This window comes from Paenarthrobacter histidinolovorans (assembly GCF_014647595.1).
GTDB lineage: Bacteria > Actinomycetota > Actinomycetes > Actinomycetales > Micrococcaceae > Arthrobacter > Arthrobacter histidinolovorans.
Window position 1 is genome coordinate 297,807 of sequence record NZ_BMPM01000004.1, and the last position, 14,568, is coordinate 312,374.

Consider the following 14,568-nt stretch of genomic DNA (forward strand, 5'->3'; position numbering starts at 1 on the left):
CTTGTGGTGGGTGCCTTTAGTAGTTGCTCAGCAGCGTGTTCAGGACACGGGCGCCGAACTGCAGCGACTCGGCAGGCACCCGCTCGTCAACGCCATGGAACATTCCGGTGAAATCGAGCTCGTCCGGCAGCATGAGGGGCGCAAAGCCGTATCCGGTGATGCCGATCTTGCTCAGTGACTTGTTGTCAGTGCCGCCGGAAAGCGTGTAGGGAAGAACTTTGGCACCGGGGTCCTCGGAGTGGAGGGCGTCGATCATGGAATCGACAAGGTTGCCGGCAAACGGCACTTCCAGCGAAACGTCCTTGTTGACGTAGCTGATGTCGATGCCGTCACCGGCCAGTTGCTTGATGGTTTCGAACACCAGTTCCTGCTGTCCGGGCAAGGTACGGCAATCGACGAAGGCCTCTGCCGATTCCGGGATGACGTTGTGCTTGTAGCCCGAACGCAGCAGGGTGGGGTTGGACGTATTCTGCAAGGTGGCGCCCACGAAACGCGCCACCGTGCCCAGCTCTTTGAGCAGGATGTCCGGGTTGTCGGCGTCGAACTCGACGCCGGTCAGTTCAGTAACGCCGTCCAGGAACTGCCGGGTGGTGGGGGTCAGTTCCACGGGCCACTGGTACTCGCCGATGCGGGTAACCGCGGCTGCCAGCCTTGTAACAGCGTTGTCGGTGTTGATCTGGGAACCGTGGCCTGCCCGGCCGTGGGCCACCAGCCGCAACCAGGACAGGCCCTTCTCGGCGGTCTGGAGCAGGTAGGTCCGTTGGCCGCCGATCGTGGCGGAGAAACCACCCACCTCGGAGATCGCCTCGGTGGCGCCGTCGAAGAGCTCCCGGCGGTGTTCGACGGCGTACCTGGCACCGTAGGTGCCGCCGGCCTCTTCGTCGGCGAAGAAAGCAAAAATGATGTCCCGCTTGGGTTTGCGGCCGGTCCGGGCGAAGTCCCTCATGACAGAGAGGATCATGGCGTCCATGTCCTTCATGTCCACGGCGCCGCGTCCCCACACCAGCCCGTCTTTCAATTCGCCGCTGAAGGGATCCACGCTCCACTGGTCCTTGAGGGCAGGAACGACGTCCAGGTGTCCGTGCACCACCAACGCATCAGCGCCCGGGTCTTCGCCTGCCATGCGGGTCACGACGTTGGCCCGGCCCGGGGCTGATTCGAAAATTTCCGCTTCCAGGCCAACTTCGGTGATGAGGCCTGCCGTGTACTCGGCTGCTGCGCGCTCTCCGGGGCCGGTGTCGTCGCCAAAGTTTGAGGAATCGATCCGGATGAGCTCCTGGCAGATCCTGACAACTTCGTCTTCAGGGCGGATGGCAGACATGGAAACTCTCCTTGCGTGGCTGGGCTGCAGGTTCCGGCGACGCGTTCTGCTTCATCGGCAGCCCGTCCCGTGTACCTTTAGCCTACTCACCAGTTGTGCCCCGGGTCAGGAACTTCCTGGCTTCGAGGCTCGACGGGGCCTCACCCATGCTTGGCGGGCCCTGTCGATTTTTCAGGCACCTGAAACCGTGTTAGAGTTTTTCTCGCTGCTTCGGAGGAATATGAAGCGCCGCAAGGTGCTTAATGCTCCTGCTGAACACCACCTGCGCGGGTGGCGGAATGGCAGACGCGCTAGCTTGAGGTGCTAGTCCTCGAAAGGGGGTGGGGGTTCAAGTCCCCCTCCGCGCACAATAACAAGGCCTGGAATCCACGGATTCCAGGCCTTGTTTGTTTCATCGGGGATTTCTCCGGGCGGTCTCCGGAGCCGCAATTGCGACCTTGGTCACCTTTGTTTCTTCATTTGTCGATAAGTATGCGGCGCCCGCCTTCGGTGGACGCCGCATACCCGCCATGGATCACGACAATGCTGAAACGGAGCCCAGGAAATGCCGCCTGCCGCTGCGAGGATTCCACGCGACGTACTCCGAGCGCTCCCACGCCCCCGATGCCGACTGGATCGTGGCAATGTCCAATGCCACCCGTGATGGGAGGAAAACAGGTGCTTCGAAGGTGACCTCCCAGATAAAGGCCTCCGACTTTGCGGCCCCGACGTCTGCCAGGGCCCGGGACGCCAGATACATTCCGTGGGCGATCGAGCCCCTCATGCCCAAGGCTTTTGCGGACAGGACGCTGAGGTGAATTGGATTGAAGTCACCCGAAACGGCGGCATAGCTCCGCCCGGTGTCCAGGCCAAGCTGCCAGAGAGCTGTGGGATCCGGTGGGGAAAAATCGGCCGGGGTGGACGATCCGTGTGCGGTTCCGGCTTTGTCGATACCCGGCAGGAAAACGCCCTTCGCCAGGTAGGTGGACACTCCACGCCACAACAGAGCACCGGTGGAGCCCGAACGGACTTCAGCTGCAACGTCCAGCTGGGTCCCGGCGCGATGCCCCCTCATGTTCTCCGCCCACGACCTGATGTCCAAGGCTTCGGTGAAGTGAATGGGCGTGTACTGCTCCACCTGGTTCCTGAGGTGGATCATGCCAAGGAGCGGCAAGGGGAAATCGTCCCGGTTCATCACGCTCATGGACACCGGGAAGGCCAGTGCGTGGACGTAACCGGCGGGGAGGGTGTCACTGGCCGTCTCCCCCACCAAGTGCTGGTAGGCGGTCAGGTTTTCGACGTCGGCCCGCACGTTCCGGACTTCGTGGCTGACCGCCGGCAATCTGGTTCCGCCGGAATTGGCGCCAAGGACGCGGCGACGGGCCGCCGTCGTCGCCGCGTTGACGTATAGCCGGGACAGCGACGGAAGCTCTTCGAGGACTACCGGTTGCGGGGTGTTCATGCTCCCACCAGCTGTTGCCCGCAAACCCGCAACACTCCTCCGGTGATCCCGCCGGCGGCGTCACTGGCGAGGAAGGCGATGGCCTCGGCTACGTCCTGTGGTTGGCCGCCTTGCTTCAGGGAGTTCAACCGCCGTGCTGCTTCGCGAATGGCCAACGGCATCTTGGCCGTCATCTCGGTTTCAATGAATCCGGGGGCGACGGCGTTGATGGTACCGCCGTACGGCTCCAGCAGGCCAGCGGTAGACCTGACCATACCGATCACGCCACCTTTGGATGCGCCGTAGTTGGTCTGGCCCCTGTTGCCGGCGATGCCGCTGGTGGAGGCCACTGAAACGATGCGCGGAGAAGTCCTGAAGTGCTCAGACGCCAGCAGGGCCTCGTTGATCCTCAGTTGCGCCGCGATGTTGACCGCGATCACCGACTCCCACCTGCCCTCGTCCATGTTGGCCAGGAGCTTGTCACGGGTGATGCCGGCGTTGTGCACCACGATATCCAGCCGGCCGTGGCGTTCCACCGCGTGGTCGATGATCCGGTGCCCGGCGTCGTCGCGGCTGATGTCAAGCTGGAGCGCGGTGCCCATGACCTCGTTGGCGACAGCTGCCAGATGGTCGCCGGCGGCCGGAATGTCCACCAGCACCACTTTGGCGCCGTCGCGGTGCAGGGTGCGCGCAATGGCCGCACCGATTCCCCGGGCAGCTCCGGTAACAACGGCGACCTTGCCGGCCAGCGGCTTGTCGGAGTCCGCAGGGAGCTCCCCCGACGTTGAGGAGACCGTCAGGAACTGTCCGTCCACATACGCCGAGCGGCCCGAAAGGAAGAAGCGCAGGGCTCCCAGCGCGGACGGGCTGGTTGTTGCGAGGTCGTCGTCCAGGAGTATGCCGTTGGCAGTCGCTCCGGCCCGCAGCTCCTTGGCCAGGGACCTCAGGAGTCCGTCAATGCCTTGGCGGGCAGCCGCCGAGGCCGGTGAGGGTGCGGACTGGGAGGTCCGGGACATCGTCACCACCCGGGCGTTCGGGGCGAGGTCCCGCAGGGATGCTGCTGCCTTAAGGACGGGTTTGCCAAGGTCCTGAGGGTGCTGCACGGCATCCAGCACCAGGATGATGGCGCCCAGCTTTTCCTTGGGGAGCGCATTCCTGCGGACATCCAGGCCCCAGCCAAGCAGGGTGGTGGCGATGTCGTCGCTGCCGGCGCTGTCGCCGCTGACCAGGATGGGTCCGGTTATCAGCGGGGCTCCTGGTTGGTAGCGTCGAAGCTCCACCGGCTGTGGCAGTCCCAGTTTCCGGGCCAGGGTCTTGCCGGCTCCGTGGCTGACCAGCTGTGTGTATTTGTCCGTCATCGAGTTCCCCCTAGGCTGCTTCCAGAATCGCGACGACACCCTGGCCGCCTGCGGCACATACTGAGATCAGGCCGCGTGCAGGACGCCCGTCCACAGTCCCCTTGCCGTGCAGCATCTTTGCCAGGGACGCAACGATTCGGCCGCCGGTAGCGGCGAAGGGATGCCCTGCGGCCAGGGAGGAGCCATTGACGTTGAGCTTGGCGCGGTCCACCTTCCCCAGGGCGCCGTCAAGGCCGAGACGCGTCCGGCCGAACTCTTCGTCTTCCCAGGCAGCCAGGGTGCTCAAGACGGTCCCGGCGAAGGCCTCATGGATTTCGAAGAAGTCAATGTCCTCGAACGTCAAGCCATGGCGGGCGAGCAAGCGGGGAACAGCGAAGACCGGAGCCATCAGGAGCCCGTCCTTGCCATGCACGAAATCGACGGCGGCCGCCTCGCCGTCCAGGACGGTGGCGAGCTTGGGCAGCTTGTGTTGGTCGGCCCATTCTTCGGTCGCCAGAAGGACCGTTGAGGCGCCATCGGTCAGCGGCGTGGAGTTGCCGGCGGTCATTGTTGCCTCGGACCCAAGGGTCTTGCCAAACACGGGTTTCAGCGTTGAGAGCTTCTCAAGCGTGGTGTCCGGGCGGAGGTTGGAGTCACGGCTGAGCCCGCGGTAGGGGGTGATGAGGTCATCGAAGAAGCCACGCTCATAAGCTGCCGCGAGATTGCGATGGCTGTTGAAGGCCAGTTCGTCCTGCGCTTCGCGGCTGATGTTCCACTGGGCTGTGGTCAGGGCCTGGTGTTCACCCATCGACAGGCCTGTGCGGGGCTCTCCGGTATTGGGGGCATCCGGGGCCAGGTCCTTGGGGCGGATGCGGCCGATGATTTTCAGCTTCTGCACCGGAGTCTTGGCCCGGTTGAGGTCCAGCAGGATCTCCCTGAGGCCTTCGCTGACGGCGATGGGCGCATCGGACGCCGAGTCGACGCCACCGGCAATGCCGGACTCTATCTGCCCCAGCTTGATCTTGTTCGACAACCCAAGCACGGTCTCCAGGCCGGTCGCGCACGCCTGCTGGAGGTCGTAAGCGGGGGTTTCCGGTGACAGGGCCGAACCAAGCACGGCTTCGCGGGTGAGGTTGAAGTCCCGCGAATGCTTGAGCACTGCCCCGGCTGCCACTTCGCCGATGCGTTCGTCCTGCAGTCCGAAGCGTGCGATCAACCCTTCAAGTGCTGCTGTGAGCATGTCCTGGTTGGAGGACTTCACGTAGGCTCCGCCGGTGCGGGCGAACGGGATGCGGTTGCCGCCCACAATGAAGGCCCGGCGCGTTGCCGGGGGTGTTGCGGTGCGCTCAGGGTTTTCGCCCGTGGTCACGTCTGCTGCAGCCATGCTTGTCTCCTTCGATCAACGCCAGTTACTGATACCCAGCGTACCTGATACGCTGGGTATCGTGAACAGCCAACGCCAGGAATTCCCCACCGCCACCGAGGCTCCCCCGGGAGAGGCCCCCTCCGCCGTGGACGGCAGGGCCGCGCGATGGCAATCCCACCGTGAGGAACGGCGTCGCGAACTCATCAAGGCCGCACGCAGGGCCGTCCACCGGCTGGGAAGCGATGCCTCCATGGAGGACATCGCCGGCGCGGCGGGTACTTCCAAATCCGTGTTTTACCGCTATTTCGGTGACAAGGCCGGACTGCAGCAAGCCATGGGTGAAGTAGTCCTGGGCCAAATGCAGCGCCGGATGAAGGAAGCTGCCCAACTGGCCCAAACCCCCCGCGAGGGACTGTATGCGATGGTTTCGGCCTACCTGCAGATGGCTGAGTCCAGCCCGAATGTCTACGCCTTCATTACCCGCCTGACTCCCGGCGAAGCCTCGGCGCAAGACGCGATCGCGGCATCGGGCGCCCTGGGCAACTTCTTTGAGCAGATCACGGAGATGATCGCCACCCCCATGCGTGAGCACCTCGGTGAGGAAAAGGAAGCGGTGATCGGGTACTGGCCTACTGCCGCGATCGGACTCGTGCGAAACGCCGGAGAGATGTGGTTGGGCAGCCCCGCAGGCGCCGGCAAGCCCGATCAGGCGGCCATGGCCGGGCAGATTACTGACTGGCTTTGCCTCGGCATCGCGCCGCAGCTCAAGACCACCACGTGACACCAGCAAATGACTCATCAGTTATCGGAACCAAAGAAGGAAACAACATGACTGAAGTAGTGGACCGGGCCTCATCGGCCAACAAGCCGGCAGGCCGCGACGACGCCACTGCCGCCGAACCCGTGGTCGATGTCGCGGCGCTCGGCGAGCAACTCCTGGGTAAATGGGCCCACATCCGGCATCAGGCCCGTGAAGTGGCGGGCAACCCCGCCGTGCAGAAAATCGAGGGACTCCACCACACGGAGCACCGCGCCCGCGTCTTCGAGCAGCTGAAGTTCCTGGTGGACAACAATGCTGTCCACCGCGCCTTCCCCACGCGTCTGGGCGGCTCTGACGACCACGGCGGCAACATCGCCGGCTTCGAGGAACTGGTCACCGCCGACCCCTCGCTGCAGATCAAAGCCGGCGTGCAATGGGGCCTCTTCGGCTCTGCCGTCATGCACCTTGGCACCTCCGAACACCACGACGCATGGCTTCCCGGCATCATGAGCCTGGACATTCCCGGCTGCTTTGCCATGACGGAGACCGGCCACGGCTCTGACGTTGCCAGCATCGCCACTACGGCCACCTACGATGACAGCACCCAGGAGTTCGTCATCAATACCCCCTTCCGCGCCGCCTGGAAGGACTACATCGGCAACGCGGCCAATGACGGCCTGGCAGCAGTGGTGTTTGCCCAGTTGATCACCCGGAACGTCAACCATGGCGTCCACGCTTTCTATGTGGAACTCCGGGATCCTGCCACCAAGGAGTTCCTGCCGGGCATTGGCGGCGAGGACGACGGCATCAAGGGCGGCTTGAACGGCATCGACAACGGGCGCCTCCATTTCACCGATGTCCGGATCCCCCGCACCAACCTCCTGAACCGTTACGGCGACGTCGCCGTTGACGGCACCTACACCTCCACGATTGCCAGCCCCGGCCGCCGTTTCTTCACCATGCTGGGAACCCTGGTCCAGGGGCGCGTGTCCCTCGATGGTGCGGCCGTGGCCGCCAGCAAGGTAGCTCTCAAGACGGCCATCCAGTACGCCACCGAGCGTAGGCAGTTCAACGCTTCCTCCGCCACGGATGAAGAAGTGCTGCTGGACTATCAGCGGCACCAGCGCCGGCTCTTCACGCGATTGGCCACTACATATGCGGCCAGCTTTGCGCATGAGCAGTTGCTCCAGAAGTTCGATGACGTGTTTTCCGGCGCCCACGACACCGACGCTGACCGGCAGGACCTGGAGACGCTGGCAGCAGCGCTTAAACCGCTGAGCACCTGGCACGCCCTGGACACGCTGCAGGAATGCCGTGAAGCATGTGGCGGCGCGGGTTTCCTGATCGAGAACCGCTTTGCCTCACTGCGTGCGGACCTCGACGTGTATGTAACGTTCGAAGGCGACAACACGGTCCTGCTCCAGTTGGTAGCCAAGCGGCTCCTGGCCGATTACGCGAAGGAATTCCGCAGCGCCGACTTTGGTGTGCTGGCCCGCTACGTCGTGGACCAGGCTGCGGGTGTCGCCCTGCACCGGACAGGCCTGCGGCAGGTGGCCCAGTTCGTGGCCGACACTGGCTCTGTACAGAAAGCCGCCTTGGCCTTGCGCGACGAAGAAGGTCAACGGACTCTGCTCGCGGACCGCGTCCAGTCCATGGTTGCCGAGGTCGGTGCGGCGTTGAAGGGGGCCAACAAACTCCCCCAGCACCAGGCGGCTGCGCTTTTCAACCAGCATCAGAATGAATTGATCGAAGCAGCGCAGGCGCATGCGGAACTCCTCCAATGGGAGGCCTTCACCGAGGCCCTCGCCCAGGCCCCGGACGAGGGAACCAAGCGGGTGCTGACGTGGTTGCGCGATCTCTTTGGCCTGTCCCTCATTGAGAAGCATCTTTCCTGGTACCTCATGAACGGCCGGCTCTCCATGCAGCGTGGCCGGACGGTGGGTACCTACATCAACCGGCTCCTGGTCAAGATCCGCCCGCACGCGGTGGACCTCGTTGATGCCTTTGGTTATGGCCCCGAGCATCTCCGCGCCCGGATCGCCAGCGGCGCCGAAGCGGAACGCCAGGACGAGGCACGCCTTCATTTCCGCCAATTGCGGGCCAGCGGGAGCGCGCCAACAGACGAGAAGGCCCTGCTGGCGCTGAAGGCGGCAAAGTCGCGCTAGCAGTGTTCCTGGACCGTTCGGTGAACAGTCAGGGAATTTAAAACCGCGACGGCGCCGTCCCCACCAAAGGGGGCGGCGCCGTCGTCGTTTGGCGTGCTGTTGGGACGTACCCGTGGACCTTTGCCTCAGCGCAGGACCGAGCGGTAGACCTCGAGGGTTGTCTGTGTGATGGACTCCCAGGAGAAGTGCTCCTCGGCACGTCGCCGTCCGGCGATGCCCATCTCCCGGGCGCGCGCGGGATCCGAGACCACCTGGTTCAGGGCGGCAGCGAAATCACTGACGAACTTCCCAGGGTCCAGCGGCGTGCCGGTGCCGTCGGTGACCTGCTCCAAGGGAACCAGCAGGCCGGTTTCGCCATGCTGGACCACCTCCGGGATGCCTCCGGTGGCGCTGGCCACTACGGCCGCGCCGCAGGCCATCGCTTCGAGGTTCACGATGCCCAGGGGCTCGTAAATGGAGGGGCAAGCAAAGGCCGTGGCATGGCTCAGGACCTGGATCAGTTCCCTGCGCGGGAGCATCCGCTCGATAAGGACCACACCCTGACGCTTGGTCTGCAGCTCTTCGATGAGGCGTGCCGTTTCAGCGGCAAGCTCGGGGGTGTCGGCCGCACCGAGGCACAGCACCAGCTGGACATCGTCCGGAAGGCTCGACGCCGCGCGAAGCAGGTACGGAACGCCTTTTTGCCGGGTGTTTCGGCCAACGAACACCACGCTGGGCTTGGCAGGATCAATGCCCAACGCCCGGATTGCATCGTCTTCTTCGTCGCGCTCCCACAGCGAGACATCAATGCCGTTGTGGACCACGCGGACCTTGTCCGGATCAACGTCGGGATAGCTTCGGAGGATGTCCTGGCGCATGCCGTCCGAGACGGCGATGATGGCGGCGGCAGCTTCATAGGCTGTTTTCTCCACCCATGACGACAACGCATATCCGCCGCCCAGCTGCTCGGCTTTCCATGGGCGCAGGGGTTCCAGGCTGTGGGCACTGAGTACATGGGGTATGCCGTGCAGCAGTGAAGCCAGGTGCCCGGCCATGTTGGCGTACCAGGTGTGCGAGTGGACAAGGTCCGCTCCCGCAATGTCCGGAACGATCCTGAGATCAACGCCCAGGGTCTGCAGCGCAGCATTGGCGCCGCCGAGGTCTTCGGGGGTGGCGTAGGAAGCCACGGTGGCTCCGTGATAGTCGGCTTCACGGGGCGCGCCGAACGCCCTGACATGAAGGTCGACGTGCTTCGCCAGCACCCGGCTGAGCTCGGCAACGTGGACACCGGCACCGCCATAAATTTCCGGAGGGAATTCTTTAGTCACAATGTCTATTCGCACGCTAACCAACGTAGTCGTTCCGGCGTATGTGTTCTAGTGTGAAAGAGTCCGGAAAATCGGACTTTTGGGGGATACGAAGACGTACGGGGAGCTGTGACCATGGCGTTGAAGAAAGTTTTGGCAATCGTATTGGCGGGCGGCGAAGGCAACCGACTCATGCCGCTGACGGCGGATCGGGCCAAGCCGGCCGTTCCGTTTGCTGGCGGCTACAGGTTAATTGACTTTGCGCTGTCCAATCTCGTTAATTCGGGATATTTGAAAATCGTGGTTCTTACGCAGTACAAATCACACAGTCTTGACCGGCACATCTCGGAAACGTGGCGCATGTCCACGCAGCTGGGCCGGTACGTGGCTTCTGTTCCAGCGCAGCAGCGCGTGGGCAAGAGCTGGTTCCTTGGCAGTGCCAATGCCATCTACCAATCACTGAACCTCATCCATGATGACGCCCCGGACATCGTGGTAGTGGTCGGCGCAGACCACGTTTACCGGATGGACTTCTCCCAGATGGTGGAGCAGCACATCGCAAGCGGCGCGAAGGCCACCGTTGCTGCAGTACGCCAACCACTGAACATGGCCAACCAGTTCGGCGTCATCGAAGTGGACCAGAACGATCCGCAGAAGATCGCCGCCTTCGTGGAGAAGCCTGCCAGCACCCCCGGGCTGGCAGCTGATCCTTCGCAGTTCCTGGCTTCCATGGGCAACTACGTCTTCAATGCCGACGCCTTGGTTGAGGCGCTGCATGTTGACGCTGAGCGCCTGGACACCAAACATGACATGGGTGGCGACATCATTCCCTACTTCGTCGACCAGGGCGAAGCAGGCGTGTACGACTTCACGCTGAACGACATCCCGGGCGCCACTGACCGTGACCGCACCTACTGGCGTGATGTGGGTACCATCGATTCGTTCTATGACGCCCACATGGACCTGATCTCCCCCGTCCCGGTGTTCAACCTGTACAACTCCGAGTGGCCGATCTACACCCGCCAGAGCATCTCTCCGCCGGCAAAGTTCGTCCGTGGCGGGAACAACACCGTGGGCACGGCCCTGGATTCCATCGTTGCCAGCGGCGTTGTCATTTCCGGCGGAATCGTGGAAGGCTCCGTCCTGTCCAACGACGCCTACGTTGCAGCAGGCAGCCGCGTCCAGGACTCGGTGTTGATGGACAAGGTTTACGTCGGTGAAGGGGCCGTCATCAAGCGGGCCATCCTGGACAAGAACGTCAAGGTGCCTGCCGGTGCAGCCATTGGGCTTGACCCTGCCTTGGACAAAGCCCGCGGGTACAAAGTCACCGAATCCGGTATCACCGTCCTTGCCAAGGGCCAGATTGTTCCCGAGCCCGGTGAGGCTGAACTCGAATTGTCAGCCCGACATCGGCGTGCGCTTCCGGAGGCCGTCAAAGCGGCCACCCACCACGACCCCGACATCCGCGACTCCGCCGAGAAGGTGGCCGCAGGGATCCAGTCCCGCGTGGCCGGGCCGGCATCGCAGGGCGCCGTGAACTAGGCTGCGGCCATCCCGCTGACCCGGACAGAACCCGAGGCAGGCCGGACACTCCCAAGGCTGTAAAATCAGGTCAATGAGCTCCACCGATCTGACGCCTGAAGAGATCCAGGCCTGCCTCAAGGTTCTGACCACGATCCACGTCTACGACGAGGAGCACCCGGACTACATTGCTGTCCGGCGTGCCACCGGCAAGATGTTCAAAGCCGTCAAGCGCCACCGCCGCGTCACCAAACGCGATTCCATTGCCGAGGCAGACCGCGCAGTCATCGCCCTCACGGCAACCGCCGCCCCGGACCGGATCGACGACGAGACGCGGGGCAACAAGCTGGCCCCCTCCGCTACAGGTGAGATTGCCGGACACCTGATCCGCTCGCGGCCCTGCTACATCTGCAAGAAGCACTACACCCAGGTGGATGCCTTCTACCATCAGCTGTGCCCCGAATGCGCAGCTTTCAGCCACAGCAAGCGCGACGCCCGCACTGACCTCACTGGTCGCCGGGCATTGCTGACCGGAGGCCGGGCGAAAATCGGCATGTACATTGCCCTGCGCCTGCTCAGGGATGGAGCCCACACCACCATCACCACCCGCTTCCCCAAGGACGCTGCACGACGTTTCGCCGCGATGGAGGACAGCGGGGAGTGGTTGCACCGCCTGAGGATTGTCGGCATCGATCTTCGCGACCCGGCGCAGGTCATGGCCTTGACGGACTCCCTCAACGAGGCCGGCCCCTTGGACATCATCATTAACAACGCTGCCCAAACCGTGCGCCGTTCTGGAAATGCCTACAAACCCCTGGTCGACGCCGAAGATGAGCCGTTGCCGGCCGCTCTTGAGGCTGCCAATGGCGGCCCGGAGCTGGTGACGTTCGGCCATGCCCACGACAAGCACCCCTTGGCCCTTGCCAGCAGTGTCACCGAGCCCCCTGTCCTGGCAGGTGATGCCATTACCTCCCTGGCGCTGTCCACTGGTTCGGCATCGCTGGAACGGATTGAATCAGGGACGGCCATCGACGCCGGCGGCCTGGTCCCGGACCTCGCCTCGATCAACAGCTGGACCCAGGTTGTCGATGAAGTGGACCCGTTGGAGATGCTGGAGGTCCAGCTTTGCAATGTCACTGCGCCATTCCTGCTGGTGAGCCGCTTGCGGGACGCGATGAAGCGTTCCACGGCGCACCGGAAGTACATCGTGAACGTTTCGGCCATGGAAGGCCAGTTCTCCCGGGCGTACAAGGGACCCGGACACCCCCACACCAACATGGCCAAGGCTGCCCTGAACATGATGACCCGCACCAGTGCACAGGAGATGCTGGACTCCGATGGCATCCTGATGACGGCTGTGGACACCGGGTGGATCACTGACGAGCGTCCGCACTACACCAAGGTCCGGTTGATGGAAGAGGGGTTCCACGCTCCTTTGGACCTGGTGGACGGGGCGGCCCGCGTGTACGACCCCATCGTCATGGGTGAAAAGGGCGAGGACCAGTACGGCGTCTTCCTCAAGGATTACAAGCCGTCTCCCTGGTAAAGAAGCCCATGCACAAACAAGGCCCTTAAGAGTGCTTCTTAAGGGCCTTGTTTGTACCTGGATTCCTAGGCGAGCCGGGTGATTTCCACGGACACGGAAAGCCCGGAGCCGCCACCTCCGGAGAGGATGCCCTTCAGCGGTGGTACGTCCCTGTAGTCGCGTCCCCTGGCAACCGTGACATGGTAGTCGCCTGCAGGCTTGTGGTTGGTGGGGTCCCAGCTACGCCATTCCCCGTCCCACCATTCCAGCCATGCGTGGGACTGGCCGGCTACCGTTTCGCCGATGTCGGCAGACGATCGGGGATGGATGTAGCCGGAAACGTAACGCGCGGGAATGCCACTGCAGCGCAACGCGCCGATGGCGAGGTGCGCGAGGTCCTGGCAGACCCCCTGCCGCTGCGACCACGCTTGTTCCGCGTTCGTCGTCACGCCCGTGCTGCCCTTCATGTAGGTCATTTCGCCGGCCATCCAAGCGAAAACCGCCAGTGCGGCTTCGTGCGGATTCTTGCCCTTAACGATGCCGGGAACGATCCCGAGGACTTCCTCCCCCGGCCCGCTGAGCCGTGACTGCGGAAGCCAATCGCTGAATTCGTCCTGGATTTTTCCGGAGGCCATGACATCCCATCCCACGATGTCGTCCTCCACGGCCACCCGCTCCGTGCGGTGCACTTCCACGGTGGCCGTGGCAAGCACCTCGAGGCTCTCGTGGGGCATCTGCATGTCGAAAGCCGTGACCCGGGTACCCCAATAGTCGCGGTACGTGCTGACCGAGGCCTGGTTGGGTGAGACCTTGAGGGAGGACTCCAGCACTACTTGCTGCCCGTCAGTCAGCGGTGTCATCCGGGCCTCGTTGTAGGACAACGTCACGCGGCGGTTGTACTTGTAGGCCGTCTTGTGGACGATGCTCAGCCGGGTCATGAAACTTCTCCCACCCAGGCGTGTTCATCAGCCTGATTGAAGTACTTACGGGAAATCGCGTCCGAAGCCTGGGTCACGGCCTTCTGCACACGTTCCATGTGCTCAGGCAGTTCCGACATGAGGTCATCGGTGCGGTGGAACTCGAGGAAGGTACGGGCCTGCCCGACGATGCGGCGGGCATCGTTGATGAAGCCAACGCGCTGTGCCGATGGGTCCAGTTTCGCGAGGCACTCATCGGCGTCGCGCAGCGCGTACACGATGGAGCGCGGGAACAGGCGGTCCAGGAGCAGGAATTCGGCCGCGTGCTGGTCGCCGAAAGCCGCCCGCCGGGTCCGGATGAATGACTCATAGGCGCCTGCGCACCGGAGCATGTTCACCCAGGACATCCCGGCGGACTGGACATCACGGGTAGACAGCATGCGGGCTGTCATATCCGCACGTTCCAGGGACCGGCCGAGCACCATGAACAGCCAGCTTTCGTCGTGGCTGACGGTGGTGTCCGCAAGGCCCCGCACCATGGCGGTTCGCTCAAGGACCCAGTTGCAGAAACGATACGTTCCCACCACGTCCTTGCGATGCTGGTTCAAGCCGTAGTAAGTGGTGTTCAGGCTCTCCCACAGGGACTGGGACACCGTTTCCCTGGCGCGGCGTGCGTTCTCGCGGGCTGCCCCAAGGGAACCTGCAATGGACGAGGCGCTCTGCTTGTCATAGGCCAGGGCATGAAGCAGTTCCGGCAGGCCGAAGTCGTCGCTTTGGGGCTTGGCGCCCATGACTGCGAGGAGTTCCCTGGCTACGCTGCGCTGCTCCTCAAGAGGCAGGTGGTTCAGGCGCTCCAGGTGCACGTCCAGGATCCGGGCGGTACCGTCGGCCCGCTCTACGTAGCGGCCGATCCAAAAGAGTGACTCAGCAATACGGCTCAGCATGCGGCT

At 63.5% G+C, this 14,568-nt stretch carries 11 protein-coding genes and 1 tRNA gene; 5 read left to right on the forward strand and 7 right to left on the reverse strand.

Translation table 11 applies throughout. From position 1 onward, the window contains the following. Nucleotides 1-16: 16 nt before the first annotated feature. Nucleotides 17-1,321: a M20/M25/M40 family metallo-hydrolase gene (locus IEY62_RS12090; protein ID WP_189018000.1), complete on the reverse strand. Its 1,305-nt coding sequence runs from the start codon at nt 1,319-1,321 to the stop codon at nt 17-19. Nucleotides 1,322-1,585: 264 nt separating this feature from the next. On the opposite strand from IEY62_RS12090, the gene IEY62_RS12095 reads away from it, so the two are divergent. After that, nucleotides 1,586-1,668, forward strand: a tRNA-Leu gene (locus IEY62_RS12095). Between the two features lie 167 nt (nt 1,669-1,835). Here the strand turns inward: IEY62_RS12095 and IEY62_RS12100 are convergent. Genes IEY62_RS12100 through IEY62_RS12110 form a run of 3 tightly spaced genes read right to left on the reverse strand, consistent with a single transcriptional unit; the run spans nt 1,836 to nt 5,462 of the window. Beyond that, nucleotides 1,836-2,762 carry a MaoC/PaaZ C-terminal domain-containing protein gene (locus tag IEY62_RS12100; RefSeq protein WP_189018003.1) on the reverse strand — a complete coding sequence of 309 codons (927 nt, stop codon included), beginning with the start codon at nt 2,760-2,762 and terminating at the stop codon, nt 1,836-1,838. Then, nucleotides 2,759-4,099 (reverse strand): 3-oxoacyl-ACP reductase, encoded by a 1,341-nt coding sequence (locus IEY62_RS12105; RefSeq protein ID WP_189018006.1) that lies wholly within the window; start codon nt 4,097-4,099, stop codon nt 2,759-2,761. The genes IEY62_RS12100 and IEY62_RS12105 overlap by 4 nt, the downstream gene beginning before the upstream one ends. A gap of 10 nt (nt 4,100-4,109) precedes the next feature. Beyond that, nucleotides 4,110-5,462 carry an acetyl-CoA C-acetyltransferase gene (locus IEY62_RS12110; RefSeq protein ID WP_189018010.1) on the reverse strand — a complete coding sequence of 451 codons (1,353 nt, stop codon included), beginning with the start codon at nt 5,460-5,462 and terminating at the stop codon, nt 4,110-4,112. Between IEY62_RS12110 and IEY62_RS12115 the strand changes: the two genes are divergently transcribed. Together IEY62_RS12115 and IEY62_RS12120 are read left to right on the forward strand one after the other, a co-directional pair. Beyond that, nucleotides 5,461-6,225, forward strand: a complete 765-nt coding sequence (locus IEY62_RS12115) for a TetR family transcriptional regulator (RefSeq protein WP_189018326.1) — start codon at nt 5,461-5,463, stop codon at nt 6,223-6,225. The genes IEY62_RS12110 and IEY62_RS12115 overlap by 2 nt on opposite strands. 47 nt (nt 6,226-6,272) lie before the next feature. After that, nucleotides 6,273-8,369: an acyl-CoA dehydrogenase family protein gene (locus tag IEY62_RS12120; protein WP_189018014.1), complete on the forward strand. Its 2,097-nt coding sequence runs from the start codon at nt 6,273-6,275 to the stop codon at nt 8,367-8,369. 125 nt (nt 8,370-8,494) lie between these two features. Here IEY62_RS12120 and glgA read toward each other — a convergent pair whose 3' ends face one another. Beyond that, a complete protein-coding gene (gene glgA, locus IEY62_RS12125) occupies nt 8,495-9,691 on the reverse strand; it encodes a glycogen synthase (RefSeq protein WP_194492377.1) in 1,197 nt (398 codons plus the stop codon). Nucleotides 9,692-9,784: 93 nt separating this feature from the next. Between glgA and glgC the strand changes: the two genes are divergently transcribed. Together glgC and IEY62_RS12135 are read left to right on the forward strand one after the other, a co-directional pair. After that, nucleotides 9,785-11,197 (forward strand): glucose-1-phosphate adenylyltransferase, encoded by a 1,413-nt coding sequence (glgC, locus tag IEY62_RS12130; protein ID WP_189018021.1) that lies wholly within the window; start codon nt 9,785-9,787, stop codon nt 11,195-11,197. Nucleotides 11,198-11,270: 73 nt separating this feature from the next. Further along, entirely contained in the window at nt 11,271-12,722 is a 1,452-nt protein-coding gene (locus IEY62_RS12135; protein WP_189018024.1) for an SDR family NAD(P)-dependent oxidoreductase, read from the forward strand. 65 nt (nt 12,723-12,787) lie between these two features. Here IEY62_RS12135 and IEY62_RS12140 read toward each other — a convergent pair whose 3' ends face one another. Both IEY62_RS12140 and IEY62_RS12145 read right to left on the reverse strand, forming a co-directional pair. After that, nucleotides 12,788-13,639 (reverse strand): transglutaminase family protein, encoded by an 852-nt coding sequence (locus tag IEY62_RS12140; protein ID WP_189018027.1) that lies wholly within the window; start codon nt 13,637-13,639, stop codon nt 12,788-12,790. Beyond that, nucleotides 13,636-14,562 (reverse strand): alpha-E domain-containing protein, encoded by a 927-nt coding sequence (locus tag IEY62_RS12145; RefSeq protein ID WP_018777606.1) that lies wholly within the window; start codon nt 14,560-14,562, stop codon nt 13,636-13,638. The genes IEY62_RS12140 and IEY62_RS12145 overlap by 4 nt, the downstream gene beginning before the upstream one ends. Nucleotides 14,563-14,568 lie beyond the last annotated feature (6 nt).

Excerpts from the sequence above, each read along its gene's own strand:
- IEY62_RS12115 (WP_189018326.1), top strand. The coding sequence starts at position 5,461 with ATGCTTGTCTCCTTCGATCAACGCCAGTTACTGATACCCAGCGTACCT.
- IEY62_RS12145 (WP_018777606.1), bottom strand. The coding sequence starts at position 14,562 with ATGCTGAGCCGTATTGCTGAGTCACTCTTTTGGATCGGCCGCTACGTA.
- IEY62_RS12135 (WP_189018024.1), top strand. The coding sequence starts at position 11,271 with ATGAGCTCCACCGATCTGACGCCTGAAGAGATCCAGGCCTGCCTCAAG.
- IEY62_RS12090 (WP_189018000.1), bottom strand. The coding sequence starts at position 1,321 with ATGTCTGCCATCCGCCCTGAAGACGAAGTTGTCAGGATCTGCCAGGAG.
- IEY62_RS12100 (WP_189018003.1), bottom strand. The coding sequence starts at position 2,762 with ATGAACACCCCGCAACCGGTAGTCCTCGAAGAGCTTCCGTCGCTGTCC.
- IEY62_RS12120 (WP_189018014.1), top strand. The coding sequence starts at position 6,273 with ATGACTGAAGTAGTGGACCGGGCCTCATCGGCCAACAAGCCGGCAGGC.
- IEY62_RS12110 (WP_189018010.1), bottom strand. The coding sequence starts at position 5,462 with ATGGCTGCAGCAGACGTGACCACGGGCGAAAACCCTGAGCGCACCGCA.
- IEY62_RS12140 (WP_189018027.1), bottom strand. The coding sequence starts at position 13,639 with ATGACCCGGCTGAGCATCGTCCACAAGACGGCCTACAAGTACAACCGC.
- IEY62_RS12105 (WP_189018006.1), bottom strand. The coding sequence starts at position 4,099 with ATGACGGACAAATACACACAGCTGGTCAGCCACGGAGCCGGCAAGACC.